Raw genomic sequence first — 23,857 nt, 5'->3', positions numbered from 1 at the left:
CAGGAGGTGCAGAAATGTATTTGTTAGGCAACATCACGCTCGTTCTCGGGGTTGTTTTATCCCTTTATTGTATAGCGGCAAATATAATCGGTCTCAGGACAAAAAGCAGGAAATGGATTGAAAGTGCAAGAGGAGGAGTTCTTTCTCTGGCATTTGTCGGGAGCATCGCCTCCTTTGGGCTCCTTTATCTGCTTGGGACAAGCCAGTTCCAATATAAATATGTTGCTTCTTATACGAATGTTGATTTACCGCTTGTATACAAACTGACCGCTTTTTGGGCGGGCAATGAAGGGTCCCTGTTATTGTGGACGTTGCTGCTCAGCTTGTACGGTGCAATCGTCGTTTACTCCAGGAATAAAAACAATCAAATGATTCCGTACGTCTCGATTATTTTGTGCATGAACATGCTGTTTTTCTACCTTGTCATGCTGGTGAATGCCAATCCATTTGCAATGACAGATACGATCCCTCCCGATGGCAAAGGGCTCAACCCGATGCTGCAGAATCCGGGCATGATCATCCACCCTGTAGCGCTTTATCTCGGATATGTAGGCCTGGCTGTTCCGTTTGCGTTCGGTCTTGCCGCGCTAATGATGAAACGGATGGATGCAGAGTGGATCAAACTGACAAGAAAGTGGACACTGACAGCCTGGCTTTTTCTGACAATCGGAAATATCGTCGGCGGCTGGTGGGCGTATCTTGAACTTGGCTGGGGCGGCTACTGGGCATGGGACCCTGTTGAAAATGCATCATTCCTCCCCTGGCTTACTGTATCAGCCTTCCTGCACTCGGTCATGATCCAGGAGCGGAAGAACATGCTGAAGATTTGGAACATCAGCCTGATTGTCATCTCTTACTTGCTTACACTGTTTGGAACATTCCTGGTCAGAAGCGGGATTTTGACAAGTGTCCATGCGTTCACAAATAAAAACCTTGGCGCTTACTTCCTGATTTTCATGGCATTTATGATGCTGTTTTCGCTGTACATTGTCGGCAGCCGCTATCAGCTGATCAAAAGTGAAAGCACACCAATTGAATCCTATTTTTCTAAGGAAAGCAGCTTTCTGCTGAATAACATGATTTTTCTTGCAGCAGCCTTTGCGGTTCTCTGGGGGACGATGTATCCGCTCATCTCTGAAGCCGTCACCGGCACAAAGGTGAATGTCGGAGCTCCATATTTCAATAAAGTGATGGCTCCGATCATGCTCGGACTGATTCTATTGATGGCGGTATCCCCGCTCCTGCCGTGGCACAAAGCGGCCGTAAAGAAATTCGCGAAAACGACGGCTGTTCCGCTGATCCTTGCGGCGGCGGCTGGGATCGGGCTGGCCATTTTCATGAAGCTGAACGGCATCTATGCCATTATTGGCTTCACTGCAGTTGCTTATATGGTTTTCGCCCACATTCTGGAGTTCTGGACGGGCACAAAAGCAAGGCGGAAAGCGACAGGAGAGAATTATGCGGCTGCATTTTACAAGCTGTTCAAAAAGAATCAGCGCCGTTACGGCGGTTATGTCGTCCACATCGGAATTGCCCTGATTGCAATCGGGGTCATTGCTTCCAGTACGTATGAACAGGAAGAAATCCATACGGTGGGAAAAGGTGAAAGAATTGCAATCGGTGACTATGAGTTGACGTTTGAAGGACTCGCGGAACGCCGAGAAAACAATAATGGAATCGTTTATGCCAACATGGCTGTCACGTTCAAAGGGAAAGAGATGGGCAGTGTCAAGCCCGAGAAAATCTTTTATGAAACATGGCCCGAACCGTCAACTGAAGTCGCCCTTAAATCTAACTGGCGTGAAGATTTATATGTTGTACTGAGCTCCTGGGAAAATCAAGAGAACGCCACATTGCAAGTGAAGGTGAATCCGTTCGTCAGCTGGATCTGGCTCGGAGGGGCTGTTATGACAATGGGTACGCTCATCGCACTGTTTGGCGGGAAAACTGCAGCCCGGTTCAAAATAAATCGCTTAACCCAGTTTCAAAGCAGGTGATGACAATGAAAAAAAGTGTATTGACCCTAATTCTGATTTTCATCGTATCGTCAGCAGGGACCGTTTATGGTGAAGGATTCACTTACAATTCAATAGAGTTTAAAACGGTTGTCGAACAGCTTGATATGCAGGGGCATTCAGACCATGAACTGTCAACATGTTCTGTAAAAAATGTATATTTCGACGAGGTCATCGAGATGCTCGAAGAAGGCATGACCGATAAAGAAATCATTGATTCCTATGTGAGCGAATATGGGCAATCTGCTTTGAAAACGCCTGACACGGCGGGGTCCGGCCTTCTTGCCTGGCTTATGCCTGCCGCAGGAGCTATCGCAGGGGGTGCTATTCTTGTCATCGGCTTACGGAAGTTCATCCGCAAAACCGGCAAGGGAAATATCAACAATCAGATTGACGATCAGAAAGATGATACTGAAGCAACAATCATCTATCAAACAATTGAAGAAGAACGGCGGAAACGGTTTTGAAAGGGGGAGTATAAATGGATGCTGTGTACATGGTGTCAGGTTCACTCGTTATCATTACATGCTTTTACTTTGTGATTGCCCCGTTCTTCACTCAGGGAAAAACAGCGGCAGCCTCAAATGAAGGGGAAAGCGTGTCTCTTGAATTAATCTATGAATCAATCAATGAAGCTGAAATGGACTATTTAATGAAAAAGATTTCAAAAGAGGATTTTGAAGAGATGAAACAACAGTATTACAATCTTGCATCAGGCCAGCTCAAAGGGAACAGGCCGGCAAACCGCCGACAAAAGGAAGCGGCCGGCGGGACAGTGCCTGTTGATGAAGAGATTCTGAAGGAACTTCAGAAAATCAGGGGAGGCAGGGGATAACAATGAATACCCTTCCGCCTCTCCATCCTGAATGGATGATCTCGTTCTGGTATGACACACCGCTTCTGAACATGCTGAATCCTCATTATACGCTTGCAGCAGCAACGGTAGCGGGAATTCTATTTTTCTTTATGAAAAAGAGAAACGGCACAGTTGAACCCGATGCGGATGAGTCTATGTTTCAGCACCTGCTTCATCGCAAACAAGTGATCCATGAACAAATGAAATCCCTTGATTTAAGACGAAAGCGGGGAGAGCTGTCTTTGGAAGACTATGAAGCTGAGGTCCAAAAGCACGAGGAATTGATGAAAAAAGTCAGGGATGATTTACAACAATACCTGTAATGAAAGAGTGAGAGCAATGCTGGAAGTGAACAACATGTCCAAAATGCTTGGCGACAAATTAATATTGCGAGGTCTTACTTTTTCCGTCGAACAGGGAGAAAGCGTGGCGTTACTCGGGCCGAACGGGACAGGGAAAAGCACCGCTTTCAAGTGCATTGCAGGTCTGATGAAACCGACAGATGGAGAAGTGCTTGTCGACGGCAAAACCTTTGGGAAGGATCGTATCGCACTCGCCCGCAAAATCGGCTATCTCGGCCATGAGTCCTTTTTGTACGGGAAGCTGACGCCGCTCGAGAATCTGATGTTTTATGGAAAACTCTATAAAATGGACAGGCTCAAAGAGCGGGCTGCAAATGTGTTGAAAGAAGTCGGATTGCATTATTTCAGAGACGTGCCGATCCATTCTTTCTCAAGAGGGATGACGCAGCGCCTGGCCATTGCTAGAGTTCTGCTCACCGATCCGGATATCCTGCTGCTTGACGAGCCGCATACCGGCCTTGATCAGGAGGCTGCCGCTTTTCTAAACGAAATTGTCGCAGAAAAGCGGCAAAATGGCAAAACAATCATGCTTGTAACCCATGATTTTGAGCACGCTGAGCGGATTTGCGGCAGGTTCCTCATCTTGAACAAAGGGAAGATAGCCGGGGATATCAAGGGCGCAGAATCGATTTACGGGTACTACCGGGAGGCGGTGGGTGAAGCATGCTTACGATAGTACGGGATGCTTATACAATAGCAGGAAAGGATATCCGGAATGAAATAAAATCAAAGCAGACAGTCGGCATGATGCTCATCTTTTCCATTCTGATCATTGTCATTTTCAGCTTTGCGTTTGACCCGACACAAAATGCGGTTCAAACGGTTGTGCCGGGTTTGATTTGGGTCATTACGATTTTCTCGGGCATCCTCGGGCTAAACCGCTCGTTTGTCCAGGAACAGGAAAATGGATGCCTGACGGGATTAAGAGTGGCACCAATAGATGCATCGAGTATTTTTCTCGGTAAAACGGCTGCTAATCTTGTTCTGGTGGCAACAGTACAGGCGGTCAGCATTCCTGCGCTATTCATTCTTTTTAACTATCAGTTCAATGCCCATTTTCTACTGTTTCTGCTCGTTATCGCAACAGCCACTTTCGGTTTTATAACCGTCGGTACGTTTCTGGCGGCCCTTGCTGCCAATGCCAAAAACAGTGAAATGCTGCTGCCGGTTCTAATGCTTCCGCTGTTAAGCCCGCTTATGATCGGTGCTGTACAGGCGACAAGAATTGTTCTTGAAGAAGGAAGCGTAAGTGAATGCATCTCCTGGCTGCAGCTTCTGGCTGGATATGATTTATTGTTTTTCGCTGTTTGTTTTTTCTTATTTGATTACGTAATGGAGGGTACAAAATGAAAGCTTTCATAGGGGCTGTCAACCGGTCACTCGTTTACCTGCTGGTGCCGCTCGTCTTTATCGCCCTTTATCTTGTCTTTATCTGGTCCCCGGTTGAAAAAGTGATGGGTCCTGCCCAGAAGATCTTTTATTTCCATGTCGCTGGTGCCCAGGTCGCTTTTCTTTCCTTTTTCGTCGTCGCTGTCTTGGGTGTGCTGACATTGATTAAACCGACGAGAATGCGGCATATCGCCGCGGGGGTATCGGCTGAAATCGGAACCCTGTTCACGACGGTGACACTCATCACCGGGATGATCTGGGGCAAGACGGCCTGGAATACGTGGTGGACATGGGAACCGAGGCTTACGACGACGCTCATCTTATGGTTCATTTTTGTCGCGTACTTGTTTGTGCGCAACATGGAAGGTTCATGGGATAAAATCGCCCGTCTCTCAGCGGTATTCGGAATCATCGGGTTTTTGAATGTCCCGATTGTATACATGTCGATCCGCTGGTGGAACTCAAAGCTTCACCCGGTTGTGTTCGGGGAAGGCAAAAGCGGTTCAGGCGGGGGCGTTGAACCTGAGATGCTTTTCACACTGCTGTTTTGCACATTCACAATCACCGTCTTGTATGCCGTTTTAATGCAAAAAGGAATTGAAATCGAAAAGATGCGCCTTGTTTTGAAAGAGAAAAAGCAAAAAGTGTTCACAAAGCTTGCAGGATAACACAAAGGAGGAATTCATTATGACTTATTTATTTGCTGCGTATACCGTAATCTGGGGGCTTATCGCAAGTTACCTGTTCCTGCTCAGCCGCAGGCAGAACCAGCTGAAAAAGGATATGCAATTGCTCGAAGAATGGAATTCAGAAATGTAAGTGAAGGGGATGCGTTATGAAAAAACGGTTAGTGCCGGTCGTTGTCCTCGTATTGGCTTCTGCGCTTGTCTGGGTGCTCGTCACCGGGCTTAAAACAGAGGCGCTTGCTGCACCAGGTGAGAAAGCGCCTGATTTTGCCCTTCAGGATACGGATGGAAATACAGTCACACTCTCTGAATTCCAGGGCCAAAAGGTAGTGTTGAATTTTTTTGCAACCTGGTGCGAGCCATGCATCGATGAAGCACCGGAATTGGAGGCGTTCGGCAGAGAGTTTGAGGGTGCAGAACTATTGATCATCGCCAAAGGGGAAACAAAGCGGCGGATCGCAGGATATATTGAGAAATCCGGTTCTGAACTTCCATATTTGCTTGATACAAGGGAAAAGGTTTCTTCAGACTATAACGTCATAGGCCAGCCGGAAACGATCATCATTGATGAAGACGGCATCATTCAGGAAAGATTCACGGGGCCGACGACAAAGGAAAAACTAATTGAAATGATTCAGGGCTTGAAGTAGCGGTGAAACGGGCTGGCATCCTTTTGCCTGTCCGTATCACATACACATGGAGATGTTCGTCTCCTGGTTGGATCACCCCTTGAAAGGAGGTGAAACTGATGTTGAAAAAACTGCTGGGGATTGACAAGAAAATTTTGCTGCTTGTCGGGGTCTTTACGGGAATTGTTCTTTCGGTTCTTACCGTTAAAACATTTGCGTATACAGACTCACCTGAGTTTTGCCAGAGCTGCCATATCATGACTTCAGTTCATGAATCATTTGAAGCGTCAACCCATGCTACCCTGGCGTGCAATGACTGCCATCTGCCTCATGAAAATGTGGCAAAGAAACTCACGTATAAAGCGAAGGCCGGTCTTGGCCACATGTATTTCAATACATTGGGAACTGAGAAAATACCGGATGTACTCCATGCCACCGCAGGTTCTTCAGAAGTAATTAATGAGAATTGCCTTGACTGCCATGAGGCCACACTTGATAACGTATCACATGATGCCAAAGATAACTGTGTGGATTGCCACCAGGCTGTGCCTCACGGTGATGATTTCAAGACAGATGAGTTCCATAAGCCGCCTCAATCAGGGGCGTTATTAGAGAAAAAAGGGGGGTTCTACTAAATGAGTAGATTCCATCGCTGGAGTTTCTTGCTTCTGCTCGCATTCCTCCTTGTCATTTCAGGTTGTTCGAGTGCATCGGAAGAAACGTCGGCAGAAGATATGAAAACCGGATTAGCAAAGGATGAAATCAACAACGAAGCGTTCAAAGATTTATTCCCGCTTCAGTATGACAGCTACCAAAAAAACCTTGAAGAAGAAGATACGAAATACAGCGGTTCAGTAGGCCGAAGCAAATTCGACCATGACAAGGAACCATATTTGCCTATTCTTTTTAACGGATACTTATTCGCGACGGAGTATAACGAAGACCGCGGCCATATTTATGCACTGGAGGATGTCACTACGATCGCCAGGATCACCGATAAGTCAATCGGCTCTTGTATGACATGCAAGTCAACGGCCGTCCCTCATATGATTGAGGAAATGGGTGATGATTACTGGAGTGCGAACTTCAACAGTGAAATCCTGCCGAAAGCTGAGGAGATGGGGCACTCTCCAATCGGATGCTCCGACTGTCATGATCCTCAGACAATGGATTTGCGTGTTACACGTCCGAGCTTTATCAAAGCAATGGAAACAAAGGGTGTAGATGTGTCTAAAGCGACAAAAAATGAGATGCGCTCTTATGTTTGCGGACAATGCCATGTTGAATACTATTTCGAACCGGAAAAACAGGAAGTGACGTACCCATGGTCTGAAGGCTTCAAGCCGGAGAATATGTATGAGTATTATGAAACAGTCGCCAAAGACTCAGGTTTTAATCAAGACTGGATTCACAACATTTCCGGAACGCCGATGCTGAAAGCGCAGCATCCAGACTTTGAGACATTCATGGAAGGCCCGCACGGTGAAGCAGGGGTGTCATGCTCCGACTGCCATATGCCATATGAACGGGTGGACGGCAAGAAGAAAATGAGTTCCCACTGGTGGACATCGCCGCTTAAGACGATGGATACATCCTGCGCGACCTGCCACAGCAACCGTGATCTGGATGACCTGGAACAGCGTGTCATTGATATCCAGGACGCACATATGGAGGCGCTCCATAAAGCCGAGGATATCTCGATTTCAGCCCATTATTATATCAACAGGATGATCACCGCTGGCGTCAGTGAGGATAAAATCAAAGAAGCACAGGAACATGTCCGCAAAGGCCAGTGGTTCTGGGATATCGTTGCTGCCGAGAGTTCTGCAGGATTCCATAATCCGCAAGGATCTATGGATGCACTGAGGATGTCCGGTGAAGAATCGAATGAAGCGATTCGCATTGCGACAGAAGAACTTGTAAAACGCGGGGTCGACCTCGATGAATTAAAGGAGAAAATCGAGGAAGCAAAGAAAGCGGTTTACGAAGAGAAGGATAATTTTGTGAAGAAAGACCACGCGCTCAACGAATTCTTCCCTCCGCAAAAGCCGCAAGACAAAAAGTAAATCTGTAAGCGGTCGTATGCGTAAACAGACGCCCGCCTGTGTACAGGCAGCTGCGCCAACAGCGCCTGTTACACCGAAAACACTGTGCAAATGTGAGTTTGCGCAGTGTTTTTTTCTATATTAGACCAGGAAAGCGAATCTGGCAAGCAAGCTGGCTGTTTGTTGTGAACCTGTGGAAAAATAAATATGCTTGCATTAAGCAAATGAACAAAAAGGGCTCTCACCAGTTTGAAAAAAACTGTGGGGATACAAAATCTGCGAAGACTTCCAAAAACGAGACAGGTTTCAACAAAGGATTCGCTTCATTCCTCCAAGAATTAGTAGCATAAGGAAATCAGCCGGGCGGGCAGGAAGGAACCACCTGCCGAGACCAAACTTTCGTTAACTGGGGGAGCGGGAAACATGAGCAGAAAACTATGGGCGTGGATTACTGGTCTGATTGTGCTGTTTCTTATGATGGGCGTTATCCAGGAAAAAGGATATATGAAGCTGACAAGCGGTTTGCAGACTGTCGATTTGGACAAGTCGGAGAGTACTTGCCTTCCTAATGCGATGCCGGAATCGGGTCAATTTTTTTACAGCTGCAGCTTAAAGTTTGTGAACAGGGGAAAAGAAAAAGTCAGTTTCTCTGTCAATGTAAGACCCGGCGACAAGGGGCTGCGCCGCCAGCTTGGGGAAGAAGCAGTACTTGGTGGAACAGCCGCCGGACAAGCCCGCCAGGTGATCGACCTTGATGGAGGGCAATCGAAAAATGTGCCGGTAATTTTAATGACGAATATCCACAAAGGGGCTTTCGCGGAACTCCCTGACCTTCTTGAGGCGAGTGATCTGGTTCTATATACGGCGGAAGATGTGAAAGTCATTCCTCCCATTCAGAAATAAGCTTTCCGCCCGGGATGCCGATTCTTTTTTAAAGAAGAACGAAATAATGCGGATGCAATGCCAGTGAGGATTGCCGATGTGATTCCTATTCCGTAAGAAAAGATGTTAAAGTACAGGCTGTTCTTATGCTGGTCTTTCCACCAGAGCCACCAGGGGTTCATTTTTTCGTCTAGTGTACCGTGCAGGATTCCTGCATACTTGATTTCAAGCTGGATAAGAAAAATGAGGACGGCACCTGCCGCCAACATCCAGGCCAGACTGATAAATGGATGTTGTTGAAGGAAGGTTGTTGAAAGCTGTTTTGCAAGAATGAAAAGAAACACCAAAAACAAAACGGCTTCAGGGATCATGATGGAGAGTGCGGTATTGAAGCTTCCAGAAGGAATGCCGGGCTGAAATGTCCACCAATGAAAAATGATAAGGAAGACGGCCAGATGGAGGCTGAACAGCACGACATATAAAAGCGTCCTGACTGTGTGGAAAACCGGCCGTCTGCGCGGCATCCTGAATAGCCTGATTGTCAAATCAAGAATGAGGATCATCAAGAAAAAATGACCTATCAGAAGGGATGCATCGGACATGGGAACCACCCGCTTTCGAACGCCTCGTATGTATAGTACTTCGAAAACCATCTGCTGAATTCCTGCACATATGACATGGAAGGATACTTTAAACGTTATAAAAAGAGCCGGCGAGATAAGCCGGCTCTTGCAAATAAGTGATTATACACCGTCATTGTAGCTGCGGCGTACATGTTCTGGATACATGTCTGTGTTTACTGTGTCATTTGTGTAGAATGTGCCGTACACGTCGCGTTCCTGCTGCTCGTCAGCTTCCACAAGGACAAGGATTTTTCCTTCACTTACATATTTTTCATATTCTTTTGCTTCTTCTTCCGGAATGCCTGCTCCGACAAGAGCGCCGACAAGTCCGCCGCCGCCTGCTCCGATTGCGGCACCGCTTAATGTAGTGGCAAGCGGTCCAGCTGCGGCCAGAACACCAACTCCGGGGATTGTCAGCAAGCCGACTTCAGCTATCAGGCCGGCAATACCGCCAAGCACACCGCCTGTTCCGGCACCGATTCCAAGACCCTTAGCTGCATTTTTGCCGCGTCCGCTTTCTTCTTCAGAGACGTCAGCACCTGTCACATCTTCGAGATCTTTAACATCGTCACTGTCTTTAGCGAAAACAGAAATGTCATCAGCTGAATAACCCATATCTTTCAATGATTTAATTGCGGCCTCAGCGTTTTCTGTGTTATCAAATACTCCACCAATAATTTTCTTATCCATTAAAACACCTCCATAGTTTTATCGGTCTACATGTCATTACCCTGAATTTTCATCTATAAATCACGTTTCTATATTCGGATATGACGGGAGGTGGGTATGGTTACCATTCAATAAGCGAGGCCTGCCCTGCTGCAGAGAAACTTTTTTTCGGCCAATTCATTGTATGTGAATGCTGCTGTATCGCCAGTTGATATTTTCACTCCGCCTATGGGAAGCAGGTTTTTTTCGACACGGTACTTTCCTGTTGAAGGCCCTTCCGGCAAATAAGTTGGACAGGCAACTGTCCAATCCAGTCGAGACTTTTTCAATATGGAATATGCTTTTTCATGCTCTTCTGCCGCTGCGGTCGATTTTCTCCGTGACTCGCTTGTCTGGTACCGGAGTTTACCGGATTCGATACGGCTGTCGAGTATCCCTGCGGTGCCGATCGTGACGATCCGCTTGATTCCCTCCTCCTCCATAGCGTTTATGATAGACGGCATGCTGTCGGATAGAGTGGTCGTATTGCCGGTTGAAAGTGAACTGATGACGGCATCGTTCCCGTGGACGGCTTTGCGTACCGCTGCCGCTGACATTGCATCTCCTTTTATGATTTTCAATTGTTCATGCCGAAAGGAAAAATTGGCCGGATCGCGGATAAGCGCTGTCACCTTATGTCCGTCCTCAATGACCAGATTCATTATCTTGCGTCCAACCCTTCCCGTGGCGCCAAAAAGACATATGTTCATAACGATATCCTCCTTCTCATGATGGACCGCTGGTATAGATGAATGTTATTCAACATCATCGGAATGCTGGTAGTTCGGAAAGTGTCGGGTGCAGAAGATAAACTCTGCCCGGCAGAAGAGGAAGTGAAAAGTATTGAATAAAGCTGAATAAAATGAAACCGCCAGGGCCGGAATTTGTGCCCGAAGCGGCTTTTTATCTGCTGTCCATATGATAGTGCTTTGTGACCGGTCTTCTGAAAACCTTCGGAAGCTTGATATTGCCGGTGGTAATCAGTACTCCAATAATGGCAAGCGTTCCTCCGGTAAGCTGCGGCCAGCCGATGGATTCACCAAGAAAGGTCAGGGCAAACATGGTTGCGAACACCGGAATTAGATTTAAAAACGGTGACGCATTGCCGGGGCCAATCCGGGCAACTGCAGTGTTCCATGCGATAAATGCTACGACGGAAGCGAATACGCCCACATAAATGAGGCCGGACCATGTAAAGAGGCTCCAGGTCATCGGGGTGCCGGCTGCCCATTCGTAAACAGCAAACGGGGTTAGGAACAGAAGTCCGATAAAAATTGTCATCATAAATAAACCATAGCCGGGATAATTTCCGGCATACCGTTTGACGAGAACTGAATAAACCGACCAGACCGTAATAGCCGCCAGCATCCAGAGCTCTCCGGTGTTTATGGAAAATGTAAGCAGCGTTTCGAGCGAACCGCGGCTGACAATAAACAGGACACCGGCAATGGAAAAGGCAATCCCAATAAGGTGCCTGAACGTCAACTTTTCTTTCAAGAAAATGATGGAAAGCAGCATAATTAATGCTGGTGTCGGGGCATTGACAAGAGCCGCATTGATTGATGTCGTATAATGTACGGCAATATAGAGCAGCGTGTTAAAAGCCGCAACGCCGGTCAGGGACATCCAGAAAACCGGCCAAAACCGTTCTATCCAAATTTGTTTATTTTCCCTGATTTGCTTATAGCCGAAAGGGGCTATGACCACGAGGGCAATGAGCCAGCGGAAAAAAGCCAGTGTGAACGGGGGAAGCGTATCTGCAAAGCCTCGTCCAATGACAAAATTCCCTCCCCAGAACAGGGTGGCTATTATCAATAAAAAATATGAAGAACCCACAACCTTCTTCACTCCGACCCCTCCCCTCGTACGATTTGCCGCTTTCTTAATCATATATGGAAATGCGGGCAAAAGGCAAAACCAGTGCTCGCGGAAGAATCATGTTGTATGAAAATTGCCTGGGAATTGCCAGGCAATTCCCAGGCAACGAAACCGGCTGATCATGCATCAAGGAAGGATATGAAACCAGTTTCGGCGAATTTATATGAGAAAGGTCATGTGCCTTTTTGACCACTATCTGTTTTCAGCAAGGGCTTAAAGGGGGGCGGGGAGAAATGAAAATTAAAATGGTCCTTCAGGCATTTGGGTTTGTCGCTTTCATTTGCTTTGCCGCAATATTCATTTACATTGACCGTGATGTGGAGACCAGGAATGTGCCTGCTGTCATGATGGGGATGCTTTATTTGAAGGGTGGAGGGCTGGAAATCTTTCAGGTTGATCATGGGCCGGACTGCTATCTTGTGTCCGGTAATGACTATGATCCGTTTATTGAAATGATGACAGAACGCGGGTGGGCGTTTGTCGAACAAATTGGATCTGGTCTTATTTTTAAAAATGGAGGACAGGAGATAACTGTCCGAAGCCGGGTGGTCGCCTCGAAATTCACGCTGATTGAGTCGGGGTTTTACAATAATTAAAGTGTATACGGCAGCAATTCGGAAATGAATCCAGCATGCTGCCGTGTACATTTACAGATTTTACGGTCAACTTTTTTAATCGATTTGGCTAATGTGCGAACATTTTCGTAAAGAAAAGACCGATCGGGAATAATAGTTAATAAATAACATCTTAGCGAGGTGAAAGAATGGAACTATTATACAGTCTGGTGTTTCTCCTTCTGGTCGCAGTAATGATTCAACAGTACAGAAGACAGCAAAGAGACGCGGAGCCTGAGAAGGATAAAAAGCGGCAATCTGCTGCGATTCAGGAAATGACACCGATCACCTTCGGTCTATGGACAGCCTACCTGATTCAACAGCTTCTTGAAAAGAATCTCCTCGAGCAAAGGCTTGCTGATGATCTTGCGGGAATGGAAGCGGCTGAAGTGGAAGCATTCGCCCTGGAAAATGGGCTGGTAACCGATTCGGATCTTGAGGAATTGTTATTTGATTTTCATAATCAAACACCGGCAAGTCATGAAAAAGCAATCCGTGTAGATGGAAAGATAGATGCCACAGATGGTTCTGCACCTGATGGACTAAGCGCAATGGACGCCGGGCTGTTTTAAGTATTGCACAGATGCTGAATCGGCCATCCTTAGTTTGTCTGCTGTTGGCCCACAAGTCTGTAAGACATGTTTGATGAATTTCCTTCCAGGACGGCTTAGTGAACAATAATGAAGATTGAAGTGCACCTGGATTTTTGGGTGCTTTTTTTAAATTCCAAAAATGCCCGGTGAAAATACCTTTTCATCCAACAGTAATTCTGCTATTATATCAATATAACTGAATTTTCAGTTATTAGATGAGACTAGGAGGAATACAGATGAGCAGAGTGGAAACAGAGAAAAAAGGGTTTTATGGACAATTTGGCGGAAGCCAGGTGCCGCCTGGGCTTCAGGAAGTATTGAACCAGCTTGAAGAGGAGTTCTTGAAGTATAAAGACGATCCAGAATTCAACGAAGAGTTCAAGTACTATTTGAAGGAGTATGTGGGCAGGGAAAATCCGCTCACGTTTGCAGCCAATCTCACAAGACAACTCGGCGGTGCTAAAATTTATTTAAAACGTGAAGATTTGAATCATATGGGAGCGCATAAGATTAATAACGTGCTGGGGCAAATCCTGCTCGCCAAGCGAATGGGTGCAAAGCGGGTGATCGCCGAAACTGGTGCAGGACAACACGGCGTTGCGACAGCGATGGGATGTGCCATGTTCAATATGGATTGCACCATTTACATGGGCCTTGAAGATACGAAGCGGCAGGCGCTCAATGTTTTCCGGATGGAAATGCTCGGCGCGGAAGTCGTTGCTGTAGATAAAGGCCAGGGCCGGCTCAAAGAGGCAGTTGATGAAGCGCTCAATGACCTCGTTGAAAACTATCAGAACACGTTTTATCTGCTGGGGTCTGCTGTTGGTCCGCATCCTTATCCGACAATGGTTAAGCACTTTCAGGCCGTCATCAGTGAAGAATCCAAACGGCAGGTTCTTGAAAAAGAAGGGAAGCTTCCTACCGCGGTCATCGCCTGTGTCGGCGGGGGCAGCAATGCGATAGGAGCATTTGCCCATTATATTGATGAACCCGATGTCAGGCTCATCGGTGTTGAGCCGGATAAAGCCCCGACATTGACAGAAGGTGTGCCTGCAGACCTGCATGGGTTTAAGTGCCTGGCGCTCATTGATGAAAACGGACAGCCGAAACCGACTTATTCGATTGCGGCAGGCCTTGATTATCCGGGAGTCGGGCCGGAGCACAGCTTCATGAAAACGAACGGACGGGCTGAATATGTCACCGTCACCAATGATGAGGTGCTTGAAGCTTTTCAGAAACTGTCAAGGACGGAAGGCATCATCCCTGCATTGGAAAGCTCACACGCTGTAGCGCATGCTATGAAACTTGCTCCGCAGCTCCCGGCAGACGATGTTTTGATCGTGAACGTCTCCGGACGCGGCGATAAAGACGTTCAGCATGTATATAACTTGCTCAATAACGAAAGGTGACTTTTCAGGAGCTGATCAGCCAGGCTGGACTACAAGCTGGCCGGTCAGCTCTTTTCCTGCTGGCCCAGTTTGCAGGAGGCACCACATAAGAAGGGGGCATGGACAATGTCAATCGCCAATTGGGTGGAATATTTGTATTCAAACAAGAGGACGCCTAATCGGCTGTTTCGAACCATACAGCTCGGCTTACATAACAAAACTCTTTGTTTTCATGCCAACACAGCCGCTTCCCAATATGATCCATCAATGTCCCGGAACCCCAGCTGAATTTCACGGGGAAACAGAATTTCGAACGTACAAGGTCAATCTGGACAATCAGTTTCATAAAAACACTGAGAAAAGCCGAAACCACTGCAAATTGGTTTCTTTTTTTATAAAAAGACAATCAAGTTTTTTCATACTCACTTGTTTCACACCGGATATCTGGTCTTTCACGCCATATACCCGGTTTTTCGCGCCGTATCAGAACAGCCGTGATGAAGGGGATGCACTTTCACGCGGAATTCTGTGTCTTTCACGCTAAACTACCTGGGTTTCATGCGCAATTTCGAACATTTCATGCCAAAGACCCCGACTTTCACGCCGGAACAACTGTTTCACGCCGTCCAGCATAGTTTTCACGCCAGAGCTGGATCTGCACCCGATTCGATTTCAAAGCTGTACAGCAAAAATGAACGAAGCGCTGAAAATGACTGATAGCATCCCTGAATAGGCCAAAACTTGTTATCCAAGTCCGGCATCATTTGTATCCCATCTAAGGTTGGAACAGTAAAACAGAATGACTACTCCAGAGCCGCAGCAAAACTCAAAACCGCGGGAATTAAGTACCGGACTGCAGTCGATTCCATTCAGTCCTCGTCACATTCACAGGGCTCTTTTGGGCTTGCCGCCGCATCTTATGAGATTTTTGTACATAAAGATGATGAGGGCCTGGCACTTAAGGCAATTCACAGCAAACCGTTCGGCTAATAATTGTGTTGCAGGCACCAGATAATTAAGAACATTGAAGGCTTGCCCCATTTTTTGATGGCGGCAGGCCTTTAGTTTTGCAACCTTTTTTTTGGGGAATCATAAAAACAGAAGAAAACGGCAGCCGGATGTCCTGCCAGTTAATCATGGAGGGGTAAGATGACAAAAATAAGAACCGCAATTATCTATTACAGTTCGACCGGCACGAATTACCGACTTGCCAAGATGGCAGCAGACGGAGCCCGGGAAAAAGGCGGAGAAGTCAAACTGCTGAAGGTACCAGAAACGGCACCTATGCATGCAATCGAATCAAATCAGGCCTGGAAAGAGCATCTTGAAAAAACAGACAGCATCCCGGATGCCACCCTTGAAGACTTGGAATGGGCGGACGCTATCGTTTTCAGCTGCCCGACACGATTCGGAAATGTTCCTGCACAGATGAAGCAGTTCCTCGATTCCACAGGAGGTCTCTGGATGGAAGGGAAGCTTGCCAATAAGGTGGTAAGTGCCATGTCTTCCGCCAATAATCCTAATGGAGGCCAGGAGCAGACTGTCCTGTCCCTTTATACGACTATGTTCCATTGGGGGGCAATTGTCGTATCACCTGGTTACACGGATGAGTCAGTCTATAAGGCGGGGGGTAACCCTTACGGCACGACTGTAACGGTGGACCAGGACGGCAATATGAAAGAGGAAGTGGAAGCAGCCGTAAAGCATCAGGCGAAACGGACGGTCACTGTCGCCGAATGGGTGAAAAACGGAAGCGATTAAAACACACATTCAGAGATGCCGGTAAGTGATATGAAATAACCTTATAATGAATAAAAAAACGCTTGATTCAAGCGTTTTTTTAATGGTTCTGTTAAACGTCGCTGTTGATTTCCGCAGCAGGGGCTCGCTTTCACCACGTGCACAAGTGCAACATCCGTTCCTGCTTCCCTCCGGTTGCACTCACGGTATCTTCTTTGCCGCGGGGCTGGCGCTGAGCCTCTTTGTCGCTGTGTACGACTGCGGGGTCTCAGTTGTCCCGCTGCTCCCGCCGGACATTGAATAAGCTTCTTCCAATTAACACCGCACGAAGAAAATTGGTTTTTATTTTCAGGGATTCTTATGCCTTCCGCACCACTCCACACATATAATCTATTCTCAAAAAACACAAGGAACGAGGAACAATCATGATTCATCGGCCTTTTCAATTTGGTCCCAGATTCAAAATGCGTAATGGGTACTTCCTGTTCTGTTAAAATGAAATCAGAAAGAATCCGAATTGTTTTGCTGATGGAGGGATAACATGAAAGTCCGTAAAGCGATCATTCCGGCAGGAGGCCTCGGAACCCGTTTTTTACCGGCTACAAAAGCACAGCCGAAAGAGATGCTGCCCATTGTTGATAAGCCTGCGATCCAGTATATAGTTGAAGAAGCGGCAGCCTCCGGAATTGATGATATCATCATCGTGAGCGGCCGCGGCAAACGCGCGATTGAAGACCATTTTGATAAATCATATGAACTGGAAGCCGCTCTCGAAGCGAAAGGAAAGTGGGAGCAGCTGGCTGAGGTGCAATCCATTTCGAATCTTGCCAATATCCATTATATCCGGCAAAAAGAGCCGCTCGGCCTGGGGCATGCGATTGCTTCCTGCCAGTCATTCATTGGAAATGAGCCGTTTGCCGTTTTACTCGGCGATGACATCGTCCGTACGGCGGGAACACCGTGCTTGAAACAGCTCCTTTCCATTCATGATCGGTACCATGCTTCCGTAGTCGGAGTCCAGCCTGTTCCTGAAGAAGAGACATCGAAATATGGCATCGTAGAACCAAAGGGGACGGAACCGGAAGAAGGTGTCATCAATCTGGAGAGCCTTATCGAAAAACCGCCTGCCGGACATGCGCCATCCACTTACGCCATTATGGGGCGGTACATTCTTCAGCCGGAAATTTTTCCAATTTTGCAAGGCCTTGAACCTGGCAGCGGCGGTGAAATTCAGTTGACAGATGCCATCAATTTGTTGAACGAACAACAGGCAGTGATCGCTTATCATTTTGAAGGCCGCCGTTATGATATCGGCAATAAACTCGGTTTTATCAAAGCGACTTTGGACCTGGCACTTGAACGGGAAGAGTTGCAGGCCGAACTGCGGTCATACCTTGAAGAACTCGTAAAAAAAGGAATCCTATAGTGCCGGAGGCCGAATCGAAGAAGGGGAAACGCACCATGTCATATAGCAACTTTTTTAAACGTTATTACAGCCGGACAATGAACAGGAAGAACGGATATCATGCAGTGCTTCTTGAAAAACTGCTCAGCCATTTTGATTTAGACCCGCGCGAATTTCAATTTATCCAAATTGCAGGTTCCGCCGGAAAAGGGTCAACCGCCCATTTTCTTTCAGCGATTCTTACCGCAAGTGATGTCGCCCACGGGCTGTTTACGGGTCCGCATCTCTCCAGGTATGAAGAACGGTTTCAAATAAATGGCGAGGAAATGCCAGCCCCTGATTTAGAAAAGCTCTCTTCCGAAGTGGAGAAAGGGCTGAAAACGTTTCAGGAAGAGCAAGAATTGGGGCATATGCATCTCATGATTCTCATCGGGCTGCTGTGGTACAGCCGCAATGGGATTGGCCTTGTCGTTTATGAAAATGGCGTCGGGGGCAAAAGCGACCCTGCAATTTTATTTGATCCACTCATTGCAGTTTTAACGGAAATTACGAAAGACCATACACAACTGCTCGGTACCGAAATAGAGGATATTACAGCGGATAAAGCCGCCATTATAAAAAGCGGTACAGCATCGGTCATCTGCGGCATGCGCAGCCCCGCTGCCCGCAGTTACTTGAGAGCCCTTTCCGAAACCGCAGCAGTCCCTTTCCTGTTTTTCGGGGAAGACTTTTCGGTGGAAAGCAGGAGATCAGCCAGGGGCACATCCGTTTTTGATTACAGCGGAAAAAAGGATTTGAAGCGACTAGAGCTTTCCGCTCCCGGATATCATCAAATCCAAAATGCTGCAACCGCCATTGCTGCTGTATGCGAGCTTGCTGGATTGACGTCTGCAGGTAATGAAGAAGCTATTCGTTTGGGACTGCAGGTTGTCCGTATTCCGGCCAGGTACGAAATGGTTACAAAAAACGGCAGGAATGTTGTGATTGATGGCGCCCATAATGTGCTGGAGCTTGAGACACTCGCTCGAAATTTGAAAAATGATGGCATGTCTCCGCAAGCAGTCATTTTTTCGGCCAGTTCGAATAAAAATAGTACGGAAATGATTAATTCGGTTTTTTATCCCGAAGCAAGGTATGATATTGTTCCATCGCCTTTTGCGGAAAGAAGGGTAAATAAAGAGGCCGTGGAAAGGATGATGGACAGCACCGGTTTGACATGGGAGTGGCAGGCTGATGCCGGGACCGCTCTCAACAAAGCGTTTCAGTCCACGGAAAAAGGGGATACCATTCTTATAACCGGTTCTTTGTATTTTGCCGGAGAAGCCCGGCGGCTGCTTATGACATGAATGTCCCGCTTGCAACATTCACATTCGTAGACATATAATAAAACAAAGAAAGCCAACTAAAAAAGAACACCGATGCGGCAACATCGGTGTTCCATACAGCTGTCTTTCCGCCAGGAAGCGGCAGCGTTCAGGACCAGGAAAAAGTAACCCTCATCCCTACTGACCGGCAGGGTGGGTTACTTTTTTCCGTTTGACGCCACAATGATTGAGACCACCAGCGATGCAAAAGAAATCATCAGCACCAGCGATTCAAATGGAGTCATCAGTAGGCACCACCCCCTTCCATCATGAAGTCGGGGATGCTGCCGCCACCCTGCTTACATACAGCTGCATTATTCATTATACCACGATTCGCCCCGGGGACAGACCGGGGCTTTCGTATGTTATCTGATTTTAGGAAAACAGGGAATAAGGCAGTGGGAACAAGCTGTTTGCCGCCAAAACCGAATTGATGGAAGGACTTTGTTCCTAATGTGAAATTTTTGTGCCGTAACAGGAGATGCACCTGGAAAGCCGAATAGAAATAAATGTAAAGCCCGTGTACCATATTTTGTATGCGGGTACATCATACTAGAAACATTTTTGGCAGTGAGGTGAGCGGAATGGCGGATCGCCAGGAAAAAAATGAAGAAGAAATCCTTTTTGATGACCCGGAACTTGACCAAGAGCAGGAGTACTGGGAGCCGCGGCCGCCAATCATTCAAATAAAGAAGTCCAGAAGTAAATTATGGTGGGCGGTAAACGGCATCCTTATCCTGATGCTGTCAGTTATATTTGTGCTTATCGCAGACCAGGCGGGTGTCATCAAATTCCCATGGCTGACAAATCAGCTTGAATCAACAGGCATATTACCTGCAACGGTTGCAACCACAATTCCTGGAGAAAACGAAATTTCGGATAGGGCTGGTGAACTGGATCAAGCTTTTTCCCTGAGCATGGCGAGGGATGAATGGGAAGAGACAGCCTCTGCCGACAGAGTGACAGAAACGGAAGCAAATCGGGTCACAGCCGTCCGCTATGATTATTTCACATCCAATGCCGGTGATGAACGGGTTGAAACAGTGGGGCTTGACTTACAGTCGCTTAAAAGCGGTGTAACCGGTATACAAATGATTATCCGGTTCAACGATAAGGACGAGGCTGTCAGCGCAACACTGGGTTATTCAAGGAGTGGCGAAAACACGATATTCATCAAGGAATACCGGATTGATGGCACTGTTAATGAATATTACGTGAAGCCATAAAATAAAAAGCATCGGGAGCTTCCGATGCTTTTTATGCCGGTTAAAGAAGAAAACAAAGCGGCCGTCTGTTTTCCTTCACTCTTTTTTTAACCTTTCAACTCAACCTCAGGATGCTGGTCGCCGAACCAGCGCAGTGAAAAATCGTTTTCAAATAGGAATACTGGCCTTCCATAGCGATCATGGACAAGCATATTGGAATACTTGTCGAAGGACCTGAATGAGTCCTTCCAATTTTCAACCCAGCGAGCATGTTTATGCGGAATCGGAGAAATCTCGATATCCACATTGTATTCGTTTTCCATCCGGTACTGGAACACTTCGAATTGCAGGACGCCGACTGCGCCAAGAAACACGTTTGTTCCATCAGGGGTCTTATATACCTGAATGGCGCCTTCCTGTGAAAGCTGCTCAAGTCCTTTATAAAAATGCTTTTGTTTCATGGCATTTTTCGTGCGGACCCTTGCAAAATGCTCCGGCGGAAATTGCGGAAGAGGCTCAAAACTGAAATCATTCTTTCCTTCATAAAGCGTGTCGCCGATTTGGAATACGCCGGGATCATAAAGCCCGATAATATCACCGGGATAGGCTTCTTCCAGTCCTTCACGGTTTTCGGCAAAAAACTGCTGGCCCTGTGCGAGTTTCATCGGTTTGCCGGTCCGGTCAAGCTTTGCTGTCATGCCGCGCTGGAATTTCCCCGATACAATGCGGAGGAAGGCAATCCGGTCACGGTGCGCCGGATTCATGTTCGCCTGGATTTTAAAAACGAATCCCGAAAATGTATCATCCGACGGATCAATCAGTCCTTCTGTGCTCTTACGCGGCTGCGGCAAAGGCGCCAGCTGCAAATAATGATAAAGGAATGAAGGGACGCCGAAGCCGGAGATGGCACTTCCGAAAAAAACAGGCGTCAATTTTCCGTTATCAATGGCATCTTTGTCATAAGGGTTGCCGGCTTCATCCAGCAGCATGATATCTTCTTGAAGCTTGTCAATTTCTGATGGATCCAGATGAGGCTCGAGATCTTCCCATTTTTGTATCTCAAGACTCTGGCCGTCCTGGCGTGTTTCATAAAATTCAAGCCGGTCTTCCTTCCTGTCATATACACCGCGGAAAGACATACCCATGCCAATCGGCCAGTTCATCGGGTGGGAATGGATGCCGAGGACTTCCTCGATTTCTTCAAGCAGTTCAAGCGGTTCGCGGCCCTGCCGGTCGAGCTTGTTGATGAAAGTGAAAATCGGTATGCCGCGCTGGCTGACGACTTTAAAAAGCTTCTTCGTCTGGGCTTCGACCCCTTTTGCCGCATCAATGATCATGACAACGCTGTCAACAGCCATAAGGGTCCTGTACGTGTCTTCACTGAAATCTTCATGTCCTGGTGTATCGAGGATGTTGACAGTCACACCGTCATAATCAAATTGCATTACACTTGAAGTCACAGAGATGCCGCGCTGCTTTTCAAGTTCCATCCAGTCGGAGGTCGCGAAATTTTTTGATTTTCGCGCTTTGACGGTTCCCTGCTTGTGGATGGCGCCGCCAAGATAAAGCAGTTTTTCGGTAAGCGTTGTTTTACCTGCATCCGGGTGAGAGATGATTGCAAAGGTGCGCCGTTTTTTATATTCATTGTTTTTATCCAGTGTACTCATAATGGCAGTCCTTTCTGGGTGCGGTGCTGAAAAAACGAGGCGGTATGGGTGACATGCGCCAGATCTTCAGCCCTTCGATACCGTGTTGCTGATTTTATAATCTGCAATAATACAGTATAGCATATAAACCCGGACAGGGAGAAGGGCTCCGGGGTGCTGGCATAAATAAAAAAAGATGCAATAACGGAACAAAATGACTGCTGAAATCGTTAAATAGAAAGGAAAGGGGGACGCGGGTTGAAGAATCAGGTTAAATACTTAAGCGCTTTGCTGCCGTTTTTAATGCTGTTTAGTGCATGTACGCCATCCGTGGAGGAGGAAGCCAGGCCAGAAGCCGGTTACTTTGAGGCGGACGGAATGAACCTTTTCGGGATTGAAAATAAGGTGGGGCTTATTAAACTGAACGGCGATAAGGATGTTGAAATCGCAACACCCGGCCATTACGAGATTTTTTTCTGGGGAGAACTGGCTGAAACAGGGAGCAGTTACCGCATGACTGGAAAGCATCCGGAAAGCGGGGAAATACAGACGCCGTATGAATGGCCGCTTCAGCACTTCCAAGGGAAAGGAGATGCAGTAAGCGGGGCGAAATTTGCAGTCGAGACACCAGGGGAATGGCTATTCACTTTTTATCTTGATGAAAAGGAGTTTGTTTCGTTTACCATTGATATGAAAAGCGGAAGCAAATAGTTCTGGATAACAGGCAATAAGTATTTTTGGTGATTAAAAGAAGGTATTATGAAAAAAGCCCGCTTCCAAAGAAGCAGGCTGGGGTGAGGCTGGTCATCATTTTTTCAGGACTTTGATTGCTTCTGCAAGTTTTTCCGCAAAGTCAAGCGGGGGTTCAACCGACTGGCAGTGGACGTATAATAGGTTCGGTTCGGCATGCAGCCAATGGTTGTGGACAGCACTCACCATCAGATCGTATTTTGACAGTGCTGCCACATAGGCAGGCACCTCTTCTTCAAGGACCGCCATTTCCGCAGCATTCAGTGATTTCCCATCTTCATCCAGGGATTCGAAGTGGATCTCGCCTTTAATTTCACTTTTAAACGGTTTACCCATTATTTTCACATCAAGGTTGCGTTTGATTTCCACCGCACAAACGCCTTCTTTCGCTTTTCCTTCGCCGCCCAGTGTTTCACCGAATTTCTTACATAGTTCCTTCATGTCTGACATGTCATTTCACTCCATTTCATAAATTCTACTAGTTATTCATGGGGAGAAAATGATTTCTCCGGACAGAACTATAGGGATAATTCCCGAACGGGAAGAAATAAAAACACACTGGCTGCGTATTATTTCTTATGATGAAAAGGAGGGTATTTTGTCAGAGCAATGAAAATGAGGCTGAGAAGGACTGTTCCGATAACCATATTCACCTCTGCTTTACCGTCCTTTGTAAAGGTATAATAAAGGGCGGTAACCATGACAGCCCCGATGATCCCTGCAGGCGTCAAATCCTTTACATGGTAATCGCGGCGCAAATGATAGATGAAATAAAGCCAGCTGCTGATTGCAAGCAGTACAGCCAGGACTTCTAACACAAAATCCCTCCTCTTACTTAATGAGGCTGTGTTAAAGCACAATGTTGATTTTTTCACTAGTTGATTGGAGTGGAAGGTGCGAGACTCCACGAAAATAAAAGTCAATTTTCTTCGTGCGGTGTCTTTTCAAAGAAGCTTATTCAACGTCCTGCGGGACTAGCGGGACAGGTGAGACCCCGCAAGAGCGATAGCGATGAGAAGGCTCACCGCCGCCCCGCGGCAAAGAAGACACTGTGAGTGCGACCGTAGGGAAGCAGGAAC

30 protein-coding genes are annotated in these 23,857 nt (G+C 47.0%); 22 read left to right on the top strand and 8 right to left on the bottom strand.

The features are described from left to right. Positions 1-14 precede the first annotated feature (14 nt). From A4U59_RS07575 to A4U59_RS07525, 12 genes are all read left to right on the top strand, one after another. The gene (locus A4U59_RS07575; RefSeq protein WP_070120493.1) at positions 15-1,997 is read left to right on the top strand and encodes a heme lyase CcmF/NrfE family subunit; all 1,983 of its coding nucleotides are present in this window, start codon (positions 15-17) and stop codon (positions 1,995-1,997) included. Between the two features lie 5 nt (positions 1,998-2,002). Further along, positions 2,003-2,482 (top strand): cytochrome c-type biogenesis protein CcmH, encoded by a 480-nt coding sequence (locus tag A4U59_RS07570; protein WP_070120492.1) that lies wholly within the window; start codon positions 2,003-2,005, stop codon positions 2,480-2,482. 14 nt (positions 2,483-2,496) lie between these two features. Next, the gene (locus A4U59_RS07565) at positions 2,497-2,850 is read left to right on the top strand and encodes a hypothetical protein (RefSeq protein WP_070120491.1); all 354 of its coding nucleotides are present in this window, start codon (positions 2,497-2,499) and stop codon (positions 2,848-2,850) included. 2 nt (positions 2,851-2,852) lie between these two features. Continuing rightward, the gene (locus A4U59_RS07560) at positions 2,853-3,194 is read left to right on the top strand and encodes a hypothetical protein (RefSeq protein ID WP_070120490.1); all 342 of its coding nucleotides are present in this window, start codon (positions 2,853-2,855) and stop codon (positions 3,192-3,194) included. Between the two features lie 16 nt (positions 3,195-3,210). After that, complete coding sequence (gene ccmA, locus A4U59_RS07555) at positions 3,211-3,909, top strand: heme ABC exporter ATP-binding protein CcmA (RefSeq protein WP_070120489.1); 699 nt, start codon at positions 3,211-3,213, stop codon at positions 3,907-3,909. Beyond that, a complete protein-coding gene (locus tag A4U59_RS07550; RefSeq protein ID WP_070120488.1) occupies positions 3,897-4,583 on the top strand; it encodes a heme exporter protein CcmB in 687 nt (228 codons plus the stop codon). The genes ccmA and A4U59_RS07550 overlap by 13 nt, the downstream gene beginning before the upstream one ends. Then, a complete protein-coding gene (locus tag A4U59_RS07545) occupies positions 4,580-5,290 on the top strand; it encodes a cytochrome c biogenesis protein (protein ID WP_070120487.1) in 711 nt (236 codons plus the stop codon). Before A4U59_RS07550 ends, A4U59_RS07545 begins: the two co-directional genes overlap by 4 nt. Positions 5,291-5,309: 19 nt before the next feature. Next, entirely contained in the window at positions 5,310-5,441 is a 132-nt protein-coding gene (locus tag A4U59_RS20840) for a CcmD family protein (protein ID WP_083270733.1), read from the top strand. 16 nt (positions 5,442-5,457) lie between these two features. Beyond that, complete coding sequence (locus A4U59_RS07540; RefSeq protein WP_070120486.1) at positions 5,458-5,958, top strand: TlpA family protein disulfide reductase; 501 nt, start codon at positions 5,458-5,460, stop codon at positions 5,956-5,958. A 98-nt stretch (positions 5,959-6,056) separates the two neighbouring features. After that, positions 6,057-6,572 (top strand): NapC/NirT family cytochrome c, encoded by a 516-nt coding sequence (locus A4U59_RS07535; protein WP_070120485.1) that lies wholly within the window; start codon positions 6,057-6,059, stop codon positions 6,570-6,572. Continuing rightward, the gene (locus A4U59_RS07530; protein WP_070120484.1) at positions 6,573-8,003 is read left to right on the top strand and encodes an ammonia-forming cytochrome c nitrite reductase subunit c552; all 1,431 of its coding nucleotides are present in this window, start codon (positions 6,573-6,575) and stop codon (positions 8,001-8,003) included. A 402-nt stretch (positions 8,004-8,405) separates the two neighbouring features. After that, on the top strand, positions 8,406-8,885 hold the full coding sequence (locus tag A4U59_RS07525; protein WP_070120483.1) for a hypothetical protein: 480 nt from the start codon (positions 8,406-8,408) through the stop codon (positions 8,883-8,885). Here the strand turns inward: A4U59_RS07525 and A4U59_RS07520 are convergent. The 4 genes from A4U59_RS07520 to A4U59_RS07505 all read right to left on the bottom strand — a co-directional run bounded on the left by A4U59_RS07520 (position 8,876) and on the right by A4U59_RS07505 (position 12,043). Beyond that, the gene (locus A4U59_RS07520; protein ID WP_070120482.1) at positions 8,876-9,466 is read right to left on the bottom strand and encodes a hypothetical protein; all 591 of its coding nucleotides are present in this window, start codon (positions 9,464-9,466) and stop codon (positions 8,876-8,878) included. The two genes, A4U59_RS07525 and A4U59_RS07520, sit on opposite strands and share 10 nt — an antisense overlap. Before the next feature lie 141 nt (positions 9,467-9,607). Then, entirely contained in the window at positions 9,608-10,177 is a 570-nt protein-coding gene (locus tag A4U59_RS07515) for a general stress protein (protein ID WP_070120481.1), read from the bottom strand. Between the two features lie 107 nt (positions 10,178-10,284). Further along, positions 10,285-10,905, bottom strand: coding sequence for an NAD(P)-dependent oxidoreductase (locus A4U59_RS07510; protein WP_070120480.1), 621 nt, complete (start codon positions 10,903-10,905; stop codon positions 10,285-10,287). 193 nt (positions 10,906-11,098) lie between these two features. Next, a complete protein-coding gene (locus A4U59_RS07505; RefSeq protein WP_070120479.1) occupies positions 11,099-12,043 on the bottom strand; it encodes a DMT family transporter in 945 nt (314 codons plus the stop codon). A gap of 263 nt (positions 12,044-12,306) precedes the next feature. Between A4U59_RS07505 and A4U59_RS07500 the strand changes: the two genes are divergently transcribed. The 8 genes from A4U59_RS07500 to A4U59_RS07460 all read left to right on the top strand — a co-directional run bounded on the left by A4U59_RS07500 (position 12,307) and on the right by A4U59_RS07460 (position 19,159). Continuing rightward, positions 12,307-12,669 carry a hypothetical protein gene (locus A4U59_RS07500; protein ID WP_070120478.1) on the top strand — a complete coding sequence of 121 codons (363 nt, stop codon included), beginning with the start codon at positions 12,307-12,309 and terminating at the stop codon, positions 12,667-12,669. Between the two features lie 167 nt (positions 12,670-12,836). Then, positions 12,837-13,259 carry a hypothetical protein gene (locus tag A4U59_RS07495; protein WP_070120477.1) on the top strand — a complete coding sequence of 141 codons (423 nt, stop codon included), beginning with the start codon at positions 12,837-12,839 and terminating at the stop codon, positions 13,257-13,259. Positions 13,260-13,516: 257 nt separating this feature from the next. Beyond that, positions 13,517-14,689: a tryptophan synthase subunit beta gene (trpB, locus tag A4U59_RS07490; protein ID WP_070120476.1), complete on the top strand. Its 1,173-nt coding sequence runs from the start codon at positions 13,517-13,519 to the stop codon at positions 14,687-14,689. A 720-nt stretch (positions 14,690-15,409) separates the two neighbouring features. Continuing rightward, a complete protein-coding gene (locus A4U59_RS21705; protein WP_070120474.1) occupies positions 15,410-15,658 on the top strand; it encodes a hypothetical protein in 249 nt (82 codons plus the stop codon). Positions 15,659-15,817: 159 nt separating this feature from the next. Next, complete coding sequence (wrbA, locus tag A4U59_RS07475; protein WP_070120473.1) at positions 15,818-16,429, top strand: NAD(P)H:quinone oxidoreductase; 612 nt, start codon at positions 15,818-15,820, stop codon at positions 16,427-16,429. 46 nt (positions 16,430-16,475) lie between these two features. Beyond that, positions 16,476-16,712 carry a hypothetical protein gene (locus A4U59_RS21700; RefSeq protein WP_070120472.1) on the top strand — a complete coding sequence of 79 codons (237 nt, stop codon included), beginning with the start codon at positions 16,476-16,478 and terminating at the stop codon, positions 16,710-16,712. A gap of 237 nt (positions 16,713-16,949) precedes the next feature. Continuing rightward, entirely contained in the window at positions 16,950-17,834 is an 885-nt protein-coding gene (gene galU, locus A4U59_RS07465) for a UTP--glucose-1-phosphate uridylyltransferase GalU (protein WP_070120471.1), read from the top strand. A gap of 35 nt (positions 17,835-17,869) precedes the next feature. Continuing rightward, positions 17,870-19,159: a bifunctional folylpolyglutamate synthase/dihydrofolate synthase gene (locus tag A4U59_RS07460; RefSeq protein ID WP_157888151.1), complete on the top strand. Its 1,290-nt coding sequence runs from the start codon at positions 17,870-17,872 to the stop codon at positions 19,157-19,159. A gap of 176 nt (positions 19,160-19,335) precedes the next feature. Here the strand turns inward: A4U59_RS07460 and A4U59_RS22570 are convergent, their stop codons facing one another. Further along, positions 19,336-19,422, bottom strand: coding sequence for a putative holin-like toxin (locus A4U59_RS22570; RefSeq protein ID WP_425388885.1), 87 nt, complete (start codon positions 19,420-19,422; stop codon positions 19,336-19,338). A 339-nt stretch (positions 19,423-19,761) separates the two neighbouring features. On the opposite strand from A4U59_RS22570, the gene A4U59_RS07450 reads away from it, so the two are divergent. Further along, positions 19,762-20,403 carry a hypothetical protein gene (locus A4U59_RS07450; RefSeq protein WP_070120468.1) on the top strand — a complete coding sequence of 214 codons (642 nt, stop codon included), beginning with the start codon at positions 19,762-19,764 and terminating at the stop codon, positions 20,401-20,403. A gap of 86 nt (positions 20,404-20,489) precedes the next feature. Here the strand turns inward: A4U59_RS07450 and A4U59_RS07445 are convergent, their stop codons facing one another. Continuing rightward, a complete protein-coding gene (locus A4U59_RS07445) occupies positions 20,490-22,049 on the bottom strand; it encodes a peptide chain release factor 3 (RefSeq protein ID WP_211274913.1) in 1,560 nt (519 codons plus the stop codon). A 237-nt stretch (positions 22,050-22,286) separates the two neighbouring features. Here A4U59_RS07445 and A4U59_RS07440 point away from each other — a divergent pair, with 237 nt between their 5' ends. Continuing rightward, positions 22,287-22,739 (top strand): hypothetical protein, encoded by a 453-nt coding sequence (locus tag A4U59_RS07440; RefSeq protein ID WP_070120466.1) that lies wholly within the window; start codon positions 22,287-22,289, stop codon positions 22,737-22,739. Positions 22,740-22,835: 96 nt separating this feature from the next. On the opposite strand, the gene A4U59_RS07435 is transcribed toward A4U59_RS07440, so the two are convergent. Both A4U59_RS07435 and A4U59_RS07430 read right to left on the bottom strand, forming a co-directional pair. Beyond that, positions 22,836-23,228, bottom strand: a complete 393-nt coding sequence (locus A4U59_RS07435; protein ID WP_070120465.1) for a DUF1259 domain-containing protein — start codon at positions 23,226-23,228, stop codon at positions 22,836-22,838. A 119-nt stretch (positions 23,229-23,347) separates the two neighbouring features. Next, positions 23,348-23,596, bottom strand: a complete 249-nt coding sequence (locus A4U59_RS07430; RefSeq protein ID WP_070120464.1) for a hypothetical protein — start codon at positions 23,594-23,596, stop codon at positions 23,348-23,350. Positions 23,597-23,857: the final 261 nt, after the last annotated feature.

Origin of the sequence: Bacillus marinisedimentorum (genome assembly GCF_001644195.2) — a bacterium.
GTDB lineage: Bacteria > Bacillota > Bacilli > Bacillales > Bacillaceae_O > Bacillus_BL > Bacillus_BL marinisedimentorum.
The sequence above is the reverse complement of the archived record's forward strand: the minus strand, read 5'-3'. Positions and strand labels throughout refer to the sequence as shown.